The organism is Streptomyces sp. GD-15H, assembly GCF_045291515.1.
GTDB lineage: Bacteria > Actinomycetota > Actinomycetes > Streptomycetales > Streptomycetaceae > Streptomyces.
Genome location: NZ_CP149447.1, coordinates 6,457,292 through 6,472,336, shown reverse-complemented (window position 1 = coordinate 6,472,336; position 15,045 = coordinate 6,457,292). Strand labels below are relative to the sequence as shown.

Here is a 15,045-nt window from a genome sequence, read left to right as displayed (position 1 = left end):
CCGTCGACGCCCGTCCGCAACCATCCGAAACCATCCGCAACCGTTCACGGCGAATGTCCTCGTCCCCCTTCCCTCCGGTGTCCGCCGGCCCCGTCGACGTCACCGTCGCGTGCGAAGATCGGAGGTGTACGTCACACGTGTACGCGAAGAGGAGTGCGCGATGGCCACAAAGCCGCCCAAGGGTGATCCGGTCCAGGACGCGCCGCGGGTCACCGAGCCGAGACACGCGGCAGCGGGCCTCACGGCGATCGGCCACAGCCTGCGTACGGCGCACCAGCAGATGGGCGTGAAACGGACGGCGCTGACCCTGCTCAACGTCAACCAGAAGGACGGTTTCGACTGTCCGGGCTGCGCGTGGCCGGAGCCGGAGCACCGGCACACCGCGGAGTTCTGCGAGAACGGCGCGAAGGCCGTGGCCGAGGAGGCCACCCTGCGCCGGGTCACCCCCGAGTTCTTCGTCGGGCACCCCGTCGCCGACCTGGCCGGCCGCAGCGGCTACTGGCTGGGCCAGCAGGGCCGCCTGACCCACCCCGTGTACCTCCCCGAGGGCGGCGACCGCTATGAGCCGGTCACCTGGGAGCGTGCCTTCGACATCGTCGCCGAGGAGATCGCCGCCCTCGACTCCCCCGACGAGGCGCTCTTCTACACCTCCGGACGTACCAGCAACGAGGCCGCCTTCCTCTACCAGCTCTTCGCGCGTGAGCTCGGCACCAACAACCTGCCCGACTGCTCGAACATGTGCCACGAGTCCTCCGGCTCCGCCCTGTCCGAGACGATCGGTGTCGGCAAGGGCAGCGTCCTGCTGGAGGACCTCTACAAGTCCGACCTGATCATCGTCGCCGGACAGAACCCCGGCACCAACCACCCGCGCATGCTGTCCGCCTTGGAGAAGGCCAAGGCGAACGGCGCGCGGATCATCACCGTCAACCCGCTGCCCGAGGCGGGCCTGGAGCGCTTCAAGAACCCGCAGACCCCCAAGGGCCTCACCACCGGCGCCGCGCTGACCGACCTGTTCCTGCAGATCCGCCTCGGCGGCGACCATGCCCTCTTCCGCATCCTCAACAAGCTGATCGTCGACACGCCCGGCGCCGTCGACGAGGACTTCGTCCGCGAACACACGCACGGCTACGAGGAGTTCGCCGAGGCCGCCCGTGCCGCCGACTGGGACGCGACGCTCGCCGCGACCGGCCTCACGCGCGGCGACATCGAGCAGTGCCTGCGCATGGTCCTCGAATCGAAGCGCGTCATCGTGTGCTGGGCGATGGGCCTCACCCAGCACAAGCACTCCGTGTCCATGATCCGCGAAATCGTCAACTTCCTGCTGCTGCGCGGCAACATCGGCCGTCCCGGCGCGGGCGTGTGCCCGGTACGCGGCCACTCCAACGTGCAGGGCGACCGCACCATGGGCATCTTCGAGAGGCCCGCACCGGAGTTCCTGGACGCCCTGGAGAAGGAGTTCGGCTTCGCACCCCCGCGCGAGCACGGCTACGACGTCGTACGGGCCATCCGCGCGCTGCGCGACGGGCAGGCGAAGGTGTTCTTCGCCATGGGCGGCAACTTCGTCTCCGCGTCCCCCGACACGGAGGTCACCGAGGCCGCGATGCGCCGGGCTCGGCTGACCGTGCACGTGTCGACCAAGCTGAACCGCTCGCACGCCGTCACGGGCGCGCGTGCCCTGATCCTGCCGACCCTGGGCCGGACCGAACGCGATCTGCAGAGCAGCGGCGAGCAGTTCGTGACGGTCGAGGACTCCATGGGCATGGTGCACGCATCCCGCGGCCGCCTCGAACCGGCGAGCGGGCAGCTGCTGTCCGAACCGGCCATCGTGTGCCGGCTGGCCCGCCGGGTCCTCGGCGCAGACAGCAGGATCCCGTGGGAGGAGTTCGAGAAGGACTACGCGACGATCCGTGACCGCATCGCGCGCGTGATCCCCGGTTTCGAGGACTTCAACGCGCGCGTGGCGCACCCCGGAGGGTTCGCCCTCCCCCACGCCCCACGCGACGAACGGCGCTTCCCCACGGCCACCGGCAAGGCCAATTTCACCGCCGCGCCGGTGGAGTACCCCGAACTGCCCGAGGGACGGCTGCTGCTGCAGACGCTGCGCTCGCACGACCAGTACAACACCACGATCTACGGCCTCGACGACCGCTACCGGGGCATCAGGAACGGCCGCCGCGTGGTGCTCGTCAACCCGGAGGACGCGCGGGAGCTGCGGCTCGTGGACGGCTCGTACGTCGACCTGGTCAGCGAGTGGAAGGACGACGTGGAGCGCAGGGCGCCGGGTTTCCGCGTCGTGCACTACCCGACGGCCCGCGGCTGCGCCGCCGCGTACTACCCGGAGACCAACGTTCTGGTGCCGCTGGACGCGACCGCGGACACCAGCAACACCCCGGCCAGCAAGTCGGTCGTGGTCCGTCTGGAACAATCGGCGACCGACTGAGCGTTTGCTCAGTGGCCACTGCCGCAGTACGGCGGTGCCGCAGTGCCGCATGCCGTAGTGATCACGACGAACGACGAACGGAGCAGGGCCCCATGGGAGAGCAGCAGCACGTGAAGTTCCCGCAAGAGGTCATCGACGAGTACGCCGCGCTCGGCATGGACCTGCAAGCGTTCTTCTCCGCGGGCCATCTCGGCACGCGCATGGGCGTGCAGGTCCTGGAGGCCTCGGCCGACCGGGTCGTCGGGACGATGCCGGTGGAGGGCAACACCCAGCCCTACGGGCTGCTGCACGGCGGCGCCTCCGCCGTACTGGCCGAGACCCTGGGATCGGTGGGGTCGATGCTGCACGGCGGCAGCTCCAAGATCGCCGTGGGCGTCGACCTCAACTGCACCCACCACCGGGGCGCCCGCTCCGGCCTGGTCACCGGGGTCGCCACCCCGGTGCACCGGGGGCGGTCCACGGCGACGTACGAGATCGTCATCAGCGACGAGGCGGACAAGCGGGTGTGCACCGCGCGGCTGACCTGTCTGCTGCGGGACGTGAACCCGGGCGACGCGGAGCGGGCGGCCGGCGCCACGAACTGACCGGCGCGTGGGTGTGCGGGGGCGGCCGTGAGCCGCTCCCGCCCACCCGTTTCCCGGCGCCGCCACGACCCGGCCTCACCTCGCGGCCCCGCACCGCCATTGCCCACAGGCGGTGGGCGCTCTACCGTTCTGGGCATGAAGCGGGGAGGCGCCTCTCGGCCCGCCGTGCGGGCACTCGGCCCCCTGCTCACCGCGGTACCGCTCCTGACGGTCGTCCTGGCGACCGGCTGCGGTCCGTCCGGAGCCGGTCACACCGGCACCCCGCCCCCACCCTCACCGTCGGCAACCTCCGCCGAGGACGTGTGCGTGCGGCTCGTCGCCCACTGGGCCCACGAGGTGCTGAACGGCACCGCCTACGGTGACTACCAGTCGATGGGCCTGTCCAACGGCCAGTACGACATCCTGCGCGAAGCGGTGGACGTCGCACGTCCCGTCAGGGAACACCAAGGCGCCCAGACCGCGCATGAGATGATCGACCGTCAGGTACGCGAGGCCTGCGCCGAGCGGCACCGCGCGGGCGGTCCGGCGGAAGGGCCTTGGCGATGAGCGGCATCGGCCCCGTGGAGCCCGGCGACGGAACCGGTGACTTGACCGCCCCTCCCCCGCAGTTCCCCCGGCCCGCACCACACATCCTGGGCGGCCCCGCCACCCCCTCCCAAGTGACCACTATCACCTATCTGAAACCGCAGGTCACACGCCTGAGAGAAGATAAACGGAATTTCGGGTTCATCGTCGAACTCCATCTGGAATCCGACCATCCGGTCACCGACACCCGCATATTTTCAGCCATACCCAGGTCTTGCCCGGCCTTTGACCCATGCACCTCTTTTCGGACAAAGAACAGGCCCTCCCCCCGCAAGAGCACTACCAGGCTTGCGCGTCACGGAGCGCGGAAACGTTTCACGGAACGTCGAACCCTCCTCCCTGGCTGTAACTCTACGTATTACGTGTGCAATACAGCTATTCCGCTTCGCCTCCGGATCGCGCCCCGCGCGGGACTTCTCCCAGACCTTACAGGTCACCTGCAGCAACCAATTCGAGTAATCACCAAAACCCCTGATGCGCCTGAACACCCCCCGCCCGGTCCTGCGGTTTCTCATGATCCCGACAGCGCAAAACGGCGGGAATTCCGCCGTACCCCCCACTCAGTACCGCTCTGCAATACGTCGTGTCATAACAAGAGAGTCACAGCCTTGGCCAGACCCTCCTCCACATTCCCCACACCCGCTTAGAGTCACGGCCAGTCACCGCGCCGCCTGATTGTCACTTCGGCCCAGCGCTCGACTCGGCCGTTTCCACCGGGAAACGGCCGTCAGGGGAAAGGACTGGATCGTGCGTCAACGTTCGCTCATCGCCATCACCGCCGCTCTGGCGGCGGGAGCACTCACCCTCACCGCCTGCGGCTCACGCGACGACGACGGCGGTGGCAGCTCGGACTCCGGCAACGGTGGCACCACCGTGGTCATCGGCGTCGACGCGCCGCTGACCGGCGACCTGTCCGCGCTGGGCCTCGGAATCAAGAACTCCGTGGACCTCGCCGCCAGGATCGCCAACAAGGAGAAGGTCGTCGACGGCATCACCTTCAAGGTCGAAGCCCTCGACGACCAGGCACAGCCCTCCTCCGGCCAGCAGAACGCCACCAAGTTCGTCGCCAACGACGAAGTCCTCGGCGTCGTCGGCCCGCTGAACTCCTCCGTCGCCGAATCCATGCAGAAGGTCTTCGACGACGCCAAGCTCGTCCAGGTCTCACCCGCCAACACCAACCCCGCCCTCTCCCAGGGCACCGACTGGCAGAAGACCCAGACCCGCCCGTACAAGTCGTACTTCCGTACCGCGACCACGGACGCCATCCAGGGCCCGTTCGCCGCCCAGTACCTGTACAACGACTCCAAGAAGCGCAAGGTCTTCGTCATCGACGACAAGAAGACCTACGGCGCCGGCCTCGCCGCCACCTTCACCGCCGAGTTCAAGAAGCTCGGCGGCAAGGTCGTCGGCACCGAGCACATCGACCCCGAGACCAAGGACTTCTCCGCGGTCGCCACCAAGGTCAAGTCCTCCGGCGCCGACGTCGTCTACTTCGGCGGCGAATACCCGCAGGCCTGCCGCTCAGCAAGCAGATCAAGGCCGCCGGCGCCAAGATCCCGCTCGTCGGCGGCGACGGCATCTACAGCGCCGACTTCATCAAGCTCGCCGGTGCCAGCGGCACCGGCGACCTCGCCACCTCCGTCGGCGCCCCCGTCGAAGAACTCCCCTCCGCCAAGGAGTTCGTCGCCAACTACAAGACCGAGGGCTACAAGGAGGCCTACGAGGCCTACGGCGGCTACAGCTACGACTCCGGCTGGGCCATCATCGAAGCCGTCAAGAAGGTCGTCGAGGACAACGACGGCAAGCTGCCCGACGACGCCCGCGAAAAGGTCACCGCCGCCATGCAGAACGTCTCCTTCGACGGAGTCACCGGCAAGGTCTCCTTCGACGAGTTCGGTGACGCCACCAACAAGCAGCTCACCGTCTACGCCGTCGAGAACGGCGACTGGAACGACGTCAAGTCCGGCACCTACACCGGCTGATCCAGCCGCACCAACCGAGCCGCGCGGGGCGCCGCACCACAGGCGCCCCGCGCACTCACATCCGGCCCCATCCGTTCGAACTTTCCGAACGTCTCGGAGGACATGCGGTGAACGAACTGCCGCAGCAGCTGGTCAACGGCCTGCTACTGGGATCCATGTACGGGCTGGTCGCCCTCGGCTACACAATGGTCTACGGCATTGTCCAGCTCATCAACTTCGCCCACGGCGAGATCTTCATGACCGGCGCCTTCGGCGCACTCACGGTCTACGTCTACATCCTGCCCGACGGCACCTCCATGCTGATCGCCCTGCCGCTCATGCTCATCGGCGCCATGATCGTCTCCACCACCGTGGCCGTAGGAGCGGAACGGTTCGCCTACCGGCCCCTGCGCGGCGGCCCCCGCCTCGCCCCCCTCATCACCGCCATCGGCCTCTCCCTCGCCCTCCAGCAGGCGGTATGGGCCTGGTACCCCGAAGCGAAGTCCGCCCGCACCTTCCCCAGCATCCCCGGCGGACCCTTCGAAATCGGCACCATCACCATCCAGACCGGCGACGTCTTCGTCCTCTGCGCCGCCCCCCTGAGCATGGCCATCCTCGGCTACTTCGTCATGCGCACCCGCACCGGGCGCGGCATGCAGGCCACCGCTCAGGACCCCGACACGGCCAAGCTCATGGGCGTCAACACCGACCGCATCATCGTGGTCGCCTTCGCCCTCGGCGCCATCTTCGCCGCCGTCGGCGGAGTCGCCTACGGCCTCAAGTACGGCCAGATCGACTTCCGCATGGGCTTCATCCTCGGACTCAAGGCCTTCACCGCCGCCGTCCTCGGCGGAATCGGCAACATCTACGGAGCCATGCTCGGCGGCCTCGTCCTCGGCATCGCCGAAGCCCTGTCCACCGCCTACATCTCCGACATCCCCGGCATGCAGCAGTTCGGCAGCCAGTCCTGGGCAAACGTCTGGGCGTTCGTACTCCTCATCCTCGTGCTCCTCTTCAGGCCCCAAGGCCTCCTCGGCGAGCGCGTCGCGGACAGGGCGTGACACCGATGACCACACAAACCACCACAGCAAAGACCCCCGACTCCCCCACCGCCGAGCCCACCAAGGGCCTCATCGGCATCCCGGAGCACATCGGCCGCGCCCTCGCCACCGCCGGCGGCGCCCTCGCCGTCATCTCCACCTTCCTCGCCTGGACCTGGACCTCCGCCTTCCCCGGCGACCTCACCGTCTACGGCTACCCCGGCGGCCTCCAGGTCCTCGTCCTCGTCGGCGGCGCCCTCACCACCCTCTTCGGCCTCGCCTCCTACGGCACCAAGGGCCTGCGCTGGCTCACCCCCGCAGGAGCCGACAGCGCCATCAAACTCGCCGCCACCGGCACCTTCGCCACCGCCTGGTACACGATCATCGCCATCAGTGCCACCCTCGGCGGCGTCGTCCACCTCGAACCCGGCGCCTGGATCGCGGCCATCGCCACCCTCGCGGCTCTCGCCGGCGCCCTCGCCCTGCCCTTCGAACGGCCCGAACCCGACTTCCACGACCCCGACGACACCGGCTGGGACCAGTTCCGCCACCACACGCGGCACGCCTTCACCACCCTGCGCGCAGCCATCGCCACCGGCCACACCAGGACCGCACGCGAACTCCCCGCCTACGCCGAAATCCTCATCATCGTCGGCGCCCTCACCACCGGCCTGACCGTCTTCACCTACGGCATCGGCACCTCATACGACGAACTCTTCGTCGGCTTCCTCATCACCGCCGGCTTCGGCTTCGCCGCCCTCGCCAAAGCAGGGCTGATCGACCGCGTCTCCGCGATCACCGCCAAACACCGCAACGTCACCCTGATCGGCGCCTTCGTCGCGGCCGCCGCCTTCCCCTTCACCCAGTCCGACGACCAGTACGCCACCATCGGCGTCTACATCCTCATCTTCGCCACCGTCGCCCTGGGCCTCAACATCGTCGTCGGCCTCGCCGGCCTCCTCGACCTCGGATACGTCGCCTTCCTCGGCGTCGGCGCCTACACCGCCGCCATGGTCTCCGGAAGCCCCTCCAGCCCCTTCGACATCCAACTCCCCTTCTGGGCCAGCGCCCTCCTCGGCGCAGCCGTCGCCATGATCTTCGGCGTCCTCATCGGAGCCCCCACCCTCCGCCTCCGCGGCGACTACCTCGCCATCGTCACCCTCGGCTTCGGCGAAATCTTCCGCCTCGCCGTCCTCAACACCGACGGCACCTCCGGACCCGACATCACCAACGGCTCCAACGGCATCTCCTCCATCCCCAACATCAACATCCTCGGCTTCGACTTCGGCCAGGAACACACCATCGCCGGCTTCACCATCGCCCGATTCGCCAACTACTTCCTGCTGATGCTCCTCATCACGCTGGTCGTCGTCGTCGTCTTCCGACGCAGCAGCGACTCCCGCATCGGCCGCGCCTGGGTCGCCATCCGCGAAGACGAAACCGCCGCCCGCGCCATGGGCATCAACGGCTTCCGCGTCAAACTCATCGCCTTCGCCCTCGGCGCCACACTCGCCGGCCTCGCCGGCACCGTCCAGGCCCACGTCACCTACACGGTCACCCCCGAGCAGTACATGTTCGCCCACGTCGTCCCCCCAACAGCGCCTTCCTCCTCGCCGCAGTCGTCCTCGGCGGCATGGGCACCATCAGCGGACCCCTCGTCGGCGCGGCCCTGCTCTACCTCATCCCCGCCAAACTCCAGTTCCTCGGCGACTACCAGCTCATCGCCTTCGGCCTCGCACTCGTCCTCCTCATGCGCTTCCGGCCCGAAGGCCTCATCCCCAACCGGCGTCGCCAGCTCGAATTCCACGCAGAGGCCGAAGCACCCACAGTCCTCAGCAAGGCAGGGGCCTGACCACGATGACCACCACCGACACCACCACCAAGACCGCCCCCACCGGCGAGACCATCCTCGACGCCCGAGGCGTCACCATGCGCTTCGGCGGCCTCACCGCCGTCCGCGACGTCGACCTCACCGTCAGCAGCGGCGAAATCGTCGGCCTCATCGGACCCAACGGCGCCGGCAAGACCACCTTCTTCAACTGCCTCACCGGCCTCTACATCCCCACCGAAGGCGAAGTCCGCTACAAGGACAAAGTCCTTCCCCCAAGTCCTTCAAAGTCACCGCCGCCGGCATCGCCCGCACCTTCCAGAACATCCGCCTCTTCGGCAACATGACGGTCCTCGAAAACGTCCTCGTCGGCCGCCACACCCGCACCAAAGAAGGCCTCTGGTCCGCCCTCCTGCGCGGCCCCGGCTTCCACAAGGCCGAAGCCGCCTCCCGCGAACGCGCCATGGAACTCCTCGAGTTCGTCGGCCTCGCCGACAAGGCCGAACACCTCTCCCGCAACCTCCCCTACGGCGAACAACGCCGACTCGAAATCGCCCGCGCCCTCGCCAGCGAACCCGGACTCCTCCTCCTCGACGAGCCCACCGCCGGCATGAACCCCCAAGAAACCCGCGACACCGAAGAACTCGTCTTCGCCATCCGCGACAAGGGCATCGCCGTCCTCGTCATCGAGCACGACATGCGCTTCATCTTCAACCTCTGCGACCGCGTCGCCGTCCTCGTCCAAGGACAGAAACTCGTCGAAGGCGACGCCGCCACCGTCCAGGCCGACGAACGCGTCATCGCCGCCTACATCGGAGAACCCATCGCGAACGACCCCGGCGCCGAAGAAGCAGCCGAAGTCGAAGCCGCGGAAGCAGCCGCCGAGCCCACCACGGACGCCGCGCCCGGCAAGGAGAACGACCGATGACCGCACTCCTCGAAGTCGAAGACCTCAAAGTCGCCTACGGCAAGATCCAAGCCGTCAAGGGAATCTCCTTCAAGGTCGAAGCCGGCGAAGTCGTCACCCTCATCGGCACCAACGGCGCAGGCAAAACCACCACCCTCCGCACCCTCTCCGGCCTCCTCAAACCAGTCGGCGGCCAGATCAAATTCAACGGCAAATCACTCAAGAAGATCCCCGCCCACGACATCGTCGCCCACGGCCTCGCCCACTCCCCCGAAGGCCGGCACATCTTCCCCCGCATGACCATCGAGGACAACCTCCGCCTCGGCGCCTTCCTCCGCAACGACAAAACAGGCATCGAAAAGGACATCCAACGCTCCTACGACCTCTTCCCCATCCTCGGAGAACGACGCAAACAAGCCGCAGGCACCCTCTCCGGCGGAGAACAACAAATGCTCGCCATGGGCAGAGCACTCATGTCCCAGCCCAAACTCCTCATGCTCGACGAACCCTCGATGGGCCTCTCACCGATCATGATGCAGAAAATCATGGCGACCATCGCCGAACTCAAGGCCCAGGGCACCACCATCCTGCTCGTCGAACAGAACGCCCAAGCCGCCCTCTCCCTCGCCGACCACGGCCACGTCATGGAAGTCGGCAACATCGTCCTCTCCGGAACCGGACAGAACCTCCTCCACGACGAATCCGTCCGCAAGGCCTACCTCGGCGTCGACTGACCCCACCCACCACAAAAACCTGAGGCCCGCGCCCCCAACCAACGGGACGCGGGCCTCACCACTCCCACCAACCACTAACCCTTCGACGCCTTCTCCGCCGCATCATCAATAACCGCCTGCGCCACCTGCTGCATCGACATCCGCCGATCCATCGACGTCTTCTGAATCCAACGGAACGCCGCCGGCTCCGACAACCCGTATACCGTCTGCAACACCGACTTCGCCCGATCCACCAACTTCCGCGTCTCCAACCGCAGACTCAGATCCGCGACCTCACGCTCCAGCTCCCGCAACTCCGTGAACCGCGACACCGCCATCTCGATCGCCGGCACCACATCACTCTTCGAGAACGGTTTCACCAGATACGCCATCGCCCCCGCATCCCGCGCCCGCTCCACCAGATCACGCTGCGAGAACGCCGTCAGCATCAACACCGGCGCGATACCCTCCTCGGCGATCTTCTCCGCCGCCGAGATACCGTCCAGCTTCGGCATCTTCACATCGAGGATCACCAGATCCGGCCGGTGCTCCCGCGCCAGCTCGATCGCCCGCTCACCGTCACCGGCCTCACCGACGACCGTGTACCCCTCCTCCTCCAGCATCTCCTTGAGATCGAGCCGGATCAGCGCCTCGTCCTCGGCGATCACGACACGCGTCGTCATCGGAGGCACGTGCGCCTTGTCGTCATCGGGCACGTCTACTGGCTGGGGCGACTCGGGGGCACTCACGTGGGCTCCTTGGTGCGGGGCAGACCGGTACTGCTGACAAGAGCGTACCCAGCTGCGGTAAGGTGGGGGCACGGCGGGTGACCGCCAGCCTTCATTTCAAAGGGCGCCCCGGTAGCCCAGAGGCAGAGGCGATGGTCTCAAACACCATACAGCGTCGGTTCGAATCCGACCCGGGGCACTTTTCCTCCGAATCCAAGGTTGTCATCGAAAGCGGATGTCCCCGTTCTCGTGAACATCCGCTTTTTGTCGCGTGTCGCGACGATCATTTGCGCATCGTGTGCGTATGTACGACCTCAACACTCGCAAGCGAGCACTCGCCCTGGTGGATCAGGGTCGCAGCCTCAACTCGGTGAGCCGCGAGACAGGCATCTCACGCGCCGCGATCAGGTCCTGGCAGCACCGCTTGGAGCCCTTGCCTCGAATGGCGTCTCCCGATCCTGGACCACCTGCCGATGAGTACGCGTACTCTTATCTTCTCGGCCTCTACCTCGGCGATGGCTGCATCAGCGCGCACCCGCGTTCCGGCTATTACCTGCGTATCGTCTGCGCGGACGCGTGGCCAGGGTTGATCGAGCAGTGCCGTGAAGCCATTTCCCGAGTCCGCCCCGGCATCGGCCTCCACGTACAGCCGAAGCAGGGATGTGTGGCGGTCACCAGCTACTCCCCCTACTGGCCACGACTCTTCCCCCAGCACGGCCCAGGCAAGAAGCATGAGCGGCCGATCGTCCTCGATCCCTGGCAGCGGGCCGTCGTCGACGCTCACCCGTGGGAATTCGTCTGCGGTCTCATCCACTCCGATGGGTGCCGGATCACCAACTGGGCGACTCGGACGGTCGGCGGGGAGCGGAAGCGGTCCGAGTACCCACGGTACTTCTTCACCAATCTCTCAGCTTGAAATTTAACCTTTGCGGTCTTTGTGCTGATTCCGTTCAGTGATGCTCTCGGGACGTCTGGTCGTTTTGCCGACGTCATGGCGGGTTGCCGGGTGGCGGTTCTTCGATCCACGTGGCCTGCCCGGCCCGGGTGTTGAGGGTTTCGGTGCGCGGGCCGGGCAATGAAGGTGCGGGCGGATGTTCCGGAACCCCCGCCGGACGCGGGCGGGGGTGAGCCGGCCGGGCTCGGCCGGTTTCTCCCAGGGATGGCGGAGGTCGGCGGCGGCATCACGGGTGAGGCGGAGCTGGGTGTGGGCGGCGATGACCAGCCAGGTCCAGTGGTCGGCCGCCTCGGGGCTGCGGAGTTTCGGCCGGGTCCAGCCGAGCGTCTGCTTGATCATTCTGAAGGTGTGCTCCAGATCGAATCTGCGCAAGAACGCCTGCCAGCGCAGGTCGACATCCTCGCTGGTCATGCCGGTCTTCGAGGACCACAGCCAGACGGGCAGCGGGTCCTGGCCGCCGGGCAGGTGGTCGACTTCGAGTCGGATCACAGTGCCCTCGATGAGGGGGAGTTCACCGGTGTGGTCGATCCATGCGCTGCGGGTGGTCAGCTTCGGGTGGAGGCGGTCGAAGGCCATCGCCCGGGCGGTGCCGTACCGGTCGGTGACCTGCACCGTCGCCTGGTCCGGCTCGCCCCAGGTGTTGGGCTTGGCGAAGCGGAACTCCGCACCGTGCTTCAGCAGCAGGCCTCCCTGCCTCGGCTGTGTCCAGGTGGCAGGGACGGGCCTGCGCATCACCCGGTCCGCGCGCATGCGCCCCAGCACCTCCACCGGCAGGCCCTTGAGGAGGTAGGCCATGCGTGGGGCGTCGTAGCCGGCATCGCAGACGACCAGGATGTCCGGGTCGCCGTCCTCCCACTGGCCGCCGTCGATCAGGTCGGCCACCACCCGGCTCACCTGGCGGGCAGTGACCTCGGCGACGTCGTCGTCGGGACCGAGACGGAGCGCGTCCAGGATCTGGCACCACGAGGTGCGTCCTTTCTCCAGAGCGGCGACGAACGAGTACGGCCAGCCCGGGATCAGCTGGTCACTGGAGCGTCCGCTGCGTCCGTAGACGTGGCAGAACAGGCGGTCCGGGCTGCACGGGGCGTCGGGTCGCAGCCAGTGGCTGACGTCGACGGCCAGGACGAGCCGGTTGTCGGCGGCCTTGGGCTGCGGGAGCACGGCCAGCGCGCGGCGCAGCCGTGCGGCGTCGATGCGGCCACAGTTCAGCGCGTCGTAGAGCGCGCCGTGTCCGCGACGGTGTTCGGCCAGCAGTGTCAGGTCCACCGGCGAGGTCACCGGCCCGTTCTCGCAGAGCATCGCGTCGCAGAGCTCGAACAGGGTGTCACCGCGCCGGGTCAGGCAGGCGTAGAGGTCCTCCCGGAAGTGTGATGTGAAGTCGAACGCCTCGTGCCGGGCATCGTGATGCAGCAGACTCACCCCTGCGGCCTTCGTATGAGTGTGGTTCGGTGACAGAACGCATGCTCATGCGGAGGCCGTCCGCCTGTCCGGCGAATGCCCAGGTGAGTGACAGTGTCCTACCCGGTGTTCGAGCCCGGACCATAAAGAACAAGCTCAGCCGACATCATCGGCCTCTTCACCGGGTCCCTGGACCAAGTGGGTGTCGAATGGCGGCAGCCGAACTCTCGCAACGTCTCCATTGCGAAGAAGGCCTCCGTCGCCCTCATGGACCGTCATGTGGGCCCCAAGTACTGAACCGGGGACCTGGCAAGGCTACTTGGGGCTGTCGTCCTCGCCGACGTGGTGGACTCGGACGAGGTTCGTCGAGCCGGGGACTCCCGGTGGGGAGCCGGCCGTGATGACGACCGTGTCGCCCTTCTCGCAGCGCGCGTACCGCAGCAGGAGCTCGTCGACCTGGTCGACCATGGCGTCGGTGGATTCGACGTGGGGGCCGAGGAAGGTCTCCACGCCCCAGGTGAGGCTGAGCTGGGAGCGGGTGGCGGGGTCGGTGGTGAAGGCGAGGAGGGGGATGGGTGAGCGGTAGCGGGAGAGGCGGCGGGCGGTGTCGCCGGACTGGGTGAAGGCGACGAGGAACCTGGCGCCGAGGAAGTCGCCGATTTCCGCTGCCGCGCGGGCCACGGCGCCGCCTTGGGTGCGGGGTTTGTTGCGTTCGGTGAGGGGTGGGAGGCCTTTGGCGAGGAGGTCTTCTTCGGCCGCTTCGACGATGCGTGCCATGGTGCGGACGGTGTTGATGGCGTGTTTGCCGACGCTGGTTTCGCCGGAGAGCATGACGGCGTCGGTGCCGTCGAGGACGGCGTTGGCGACGTCGGAGGCTTCGGCGCGGGTGGGGCGGGCGTTGTCGATCATCGAGTCGAGCATTTGGGTGGCGACGATGACCGGTTTGGCGTTGCGTTTGGCGAGTTTGATGGCGCGTTTTTGAACGATGGGGACTTGTTCGAGGGGCATTTCGACGCCGAGGTCTCCGCGGGCGATCATGATGGCGTCGAAGGCGGCGACGATGTCGTCGATGTTCTCGACGGCTTGGGGTTTTTCGATTTTGGCGATGACGGGAAGGTGGCGGCCTTCTTCTTCCATGATGCGGTGGACTTCTTTGATGTCGCGTCCGCTGCGTACGAAGGAGAGGGCGATGGTGTCGAAGCCGGTGCGCAGGGCCCAGCGGAGGTCGTCTTCGTCTTTTTTGGAGAGGGCGGGGACGGAGACGGCGACGCCGGGGAGATTGAGGCCTTTGTGGTCGGAGACCATGCCGCCTTCGATGACGGTGGTGTGGACGCGGGGGCCGTCGATGTCGGTGACTTCGAGGGTGACTTTGCCGTCGTCGATGAGGATGCGTTCGCCGGGGGTGACGTCGTCTGCGAGGCCGGCGTGGGTGGTGCCGCTGGTGTGGCGGTCGCCTTGGGTGCCGTCTTCGACGGTGATGGTGAAGGTGTCGCCGTGTTCGAGGAGTACGGGGCCTTCGGTGAAGTGGCCGAGTCTGATTTTCGGGCCTTGGAGGTCGGCGAGGAGGCCGACGCTGCGGCCGGTTTCGTCGGCGGCTTTTCGTACGCGGTGGTAGCGCTCCTCGTGCTCGGCGTGGCTGCCGTGGCTGAGGTTGAGTCGGGCGACGTCCATTCCGGCGTCGACCAGGTCTTTGATCTGGTCGTATGTGTCGGTGGCGGGCCCTAGTGTGCAGACGATTTTTGCTCGGCGCATGGTGTGAGCCTAGGGCTTACCGGTGGGTAGTGATGAGGTCACATGTGACCGTTCGGCGGACTGTGTATGAATGGTTATTGGCAAGTACTGAATTGCGCGGCCGGTTGCTCGTATGAGCATTGATGGCCGTCTTCCATATGTCGGTCACAAGTTC

General features: G+C 67.1%; 8 protein-coding genes, 1 tRNA gene and 4 pseudogenes. 10 read left to right on the top strand and 3 right to left on the bottom strand.

The window, feature by feature from the left end; all coding sequences use genetic code 11:
* The first annotated feature begins 160 nt into the window (after positions 1 to 160).
* The 8 genes and pseudogenes from WJ438_RS30520 to WJ438_RS30485 all read left to right on the top strand — a co-directional run bounded on the left by WJ438_RS30520 (position 161) and on the right by WJ438_RS30485 (position 10,079).
* The gene (locus tag WJ438_RS30520; protein ID WP_406728077.1) at positions 161 to 2,440 is read left to right on the top strand and encodes an FdhF/YdeP family oxidoreductase; all 2,280 of its coding nucleotides are present in this window, start codon (positions 161 to 163) and stop codon (positions 2,438 to 2,440) included.
* Between the two features lie 92 nt (positions 2,441 to 2,532).
* Entirely contained in the window at positions 2,533 to 3,024 is a 492-nt protein-coding gene (locus WJ438_RS30515) for a PaaI family thioesterase (protein WP_406728076.1), read from the top strand.
* A 135-nt stretch (positions 3,025 to 3,159) separates the two neighbouring features.
* Entirely contained in the window at positions 3,160 to 3,570 is a 411-nt protein-coding gene (locus WJ438_RS30510; protein ID WP_406728075.1) for a hypothetical protein, read from the top strand.
* Between the two features lie 786 nt (positions 3,571 to 4,356).
* Positions 4,357 to 5,591, top strand: a pseudogene (locus tag WJ438_RS30505) (branched-chain amino acid ABC transporter substrate-binding protein).
* A gap of 107 nt (positions 5,592 to 5,698) precedes the next feature.
* Complete coding sequence (locus WJ438_RS30500; protein WP_406728074.1) at positions 5,699 to 6,631, top strand: branched-chain amino acid ABC transporter permease; 933 nt, start codon at positions 5,699 to 5,701, stop codon at positions 6,629 to 6,631.
* A 5-nt stretch (positions 6,632 to 6,636) separates the two neighbouring features.
* Positions 6,637 to 8,462 (top strand): annotated as a pseudogene (locus WJ438_RS30495) (branched-chain amino acid ABC transporter permease).
* Positions 8,463 to 8,467: 5 nt separating this feature from the next.
* A pseudogene (locus tag WJ438_RS30490) lies at positions 8,468 to 9,366 on the top strand (ABC transporter ATP-binding protein).
* Positions 9,363 to 10,079, top strand: coding sequence for an ABC transporter ATP-binding protein (locus WJ438_RS30485; protein WP_406728073.1), 717 nt, complete (start codon positions 9,363 to 9,365; stop codon positions 10,077 to 10,079). The pseudogene WJ438_RS30490 and the gene WJ438_RS30485 overlap by 4 nt, the downstream one beginning before the upstream one ends.
* Before the next feature lie 74 nt (positions 10,080 to 10,153).
* Here the strand turns inward: WJ438_RS30485 and WJ438_RS30480 are convergent, their stop codons facing one another.
* Positions 10,154 to 10,807 (bottom strand): ANTAR domain-containing response regulator, encoded by a 654-nt coding sequence (locus WJ438_RS30480; RefSeq protein WP_406728072.1) that lies wholly within the window; start codon positions 10,805 to 10,807, stop codon positions 10,154 to 10,156.
* A 105-nt stretch (positions 10,808 to 10,912) separates the two neighbouring features.
* On the opposite strand from WJ438_RS30480, the gene WJ438_RS30475 reads away from it, so the two are divergent.
* Positions 10,913 to 10,985: transfer RNA gene (locus WJ438_RS30475), tRNA-Leu, on the top strand.
* 105 nt (positions 10,986 to 11,090) lie between these two features.
* Positions 11,091 to 11,696 (top strand): annotated as a pseudogene (locus WJ438_RS30470) (helix-turn-helix domain-containing protein); the annotation flags it as partial.
* Positions 11,697 to 11,705: 9 nt separating this feature from the next.
* Here the strand turns inward: WJ438_RS30470 and WJ438_RS30465 are convergent.
* Together WJ438_RS30465 and pyk are read right to left on the bottom strand one after the other, a co-directional pair.
* Complete coding sequence (locus WJ438_RS30465) at positions 11,706 to 13,154, bottom strand: NF041680 family putative transposase (RefSeq protein WP_406729855.1); 1,449 nt, start codon at positions 13,152 to 13,154, stop codon at positions 11,706 to 11,708.
* A 300-nt stretch (positions 13,155 to 13,454) separates the two neighbouring features.
* Positions 13,455 to 14,891 carry a pyruvate kinase gene (pyk, locus tag WJ438_RS30460; protein WP_406728071.1) on the bottom strand — a complete coding sequence of 479 codons (1,437 nt, stop codon included), beginning with the start codon at positions 14,889 to 14,891 and terminating at the stop codon, positions 13,455 to 13,457.
* Positions 14,892 to 15,045 lie beyond the last annotated feature (154 nt).

Coding starts and splice junctions, on each gene's coding strand:
- WJ438_RS30520 (WP_406728077.1), top strand. CDS start 161: ATGGCCACAAAGCCGCCCAAGGGTGATCCGGTCCAGGACGCGCCGCGG.
- WJ438_RS30515 (WP_406728076.1), top strand. CDS start 2,533: ATGGGAGAGCAGCAGCACGTGAAGTTCCCGCAAGAGGTCATCGACGAG.
- WJ438_RS30510 (WP_406728075.1), top strand. CDS start 3,160: ATGAAGCGGGGAGGCGCCTCTCGGCCCGCCGTGCGGGCACTCGGCCCC.
- WJ438_RS30485 (WP_406728073.1), top strand. CDS start 9,363: ATGACCGCACTCCTCGAAGTCGAAGACCTCAAAGTCGCCTACGGCAAG.
- pyk (WP_406728071.1), bottom strand. CDS start 14,891: ATGCGCCGAGCAAAAATCGTCTGCACACTAGGGCCCGCCACCGACACA.